General features: G+C 32.9%; 1 pseudogene. It reads right to left on the bottom strand.

Annotated features, from left to right (window positions below):
- A pseudogene (locus tag F903_RS16625) lies at window positions 1-479 on the bottom strand (hypothetical protein); the annotation flags it as partial.
- Window positions 480-1,215 lie beyond the last annotated feature (736 nt).

The following is a 1,215-nucleotide window of genomic DNA, read 5'->3' as shown; positions in this document are numbered from 1 at the left end:
GTTACAGGGTTATTGCCAAGATCACCACCCGTAATACCACCGATGATACCTGTGATAGGACCAAGAGGACCCCCATCACCACCGCCAGTAATACCACCGATAATGTCTGTGATTGGACCAAGAGGACCCCCATCACCACCGCCTGTAATACCACCGATGATTCCAGTGATTGGACCTAATGGACCCCCATCACCGCCACCAGTGATACCGCCGATAATACCTGTGATTGCACCTAAAGGACCACCATCACTGCCGCCCGTAATACCACCGATAACGCCAGTAATTGAACCCAGAGGACCGCCATCTGTGCTGCTAGTTAAGCTACTAATTGTGTTTGTTACAGTATTTGTAGATAGAATATTTGTAATTGTGGAAAGAGAAAGAGGGGCTAGGATTGAATTACTAACCGACGATGTACTACTCTCTGTTAAATTTGAAGTAATACTTTTAATGGGTGATAAAAGACTTTTGAAAAGCATAACGATACCTATATTTTTGAAGTTGTGTTGTTTTGATTCAATTATTTATTAATGGTTACGGTTATTCTGTGATTTATGTCTCATTAATCAAATTTAGTGTTATGTTTTTCAATTATTTTGTCAATGTACATTAAAGATCAGATTTAATTGTTAAATGAGAGTTTAAAATGTATTAAGTATTTGATTTTATTTATTTGTTTTTAATTTTTTTGTGGCAAAAAGTCTTATGGTAGAAATCTCTTGAGAATTTGTCATTTTTTGATTTAGCCTACTAAATCAATTGATTAAGATATGATAAAGGGCAATATTTACCGAAATTACCGCTCAATGAATCAAAAAATTATGAAATTTGTTGCTTGTTTGAAAGTAAATATTTCAGTTATTTATTACTTATTTAATATTAATATATATCAATTATTTATAGGTTAATTCTATTTTTTTATAAGAGGGTGTGTAAATTCTAATCACGATTTTTTATTCTTATGTTAAAAAAACTTATCAATCGGTTGCGTTTTTTCAAATATATTTTTGATGAAATCAGACTGTTTCGTTTTGAATGGATGCATAGCGTTCTTTTATCATTATTTAATGTCTTTGTACTTTTCCCATTGGGCGAAAAAGGGATTGATAAAAGCAGTCTGATATAAAAAAACCGCTGAAATATCAGCGGTTTTTTGTATTTAAACAGGATTAGAAAAGGTTGGTACTTTCAAATAGTTGTTCAGTGAGATTGATG

Source organism: Acinetobacter sp. NIPH 298, assembly GCF_000369505.1.
In the GTDB taxonomy this organism is placed as follows: Bacteria; Pseudomonadota; Gammaproteobacteria; order Pseudomonadales; family Moraxellaceae; genus Acinetobacter.
The sequence above is the reverse complement of the archived record's forward strand: the minus strand, read 5'-3'. Positions and strand labels throughout refer to the sequence as shown.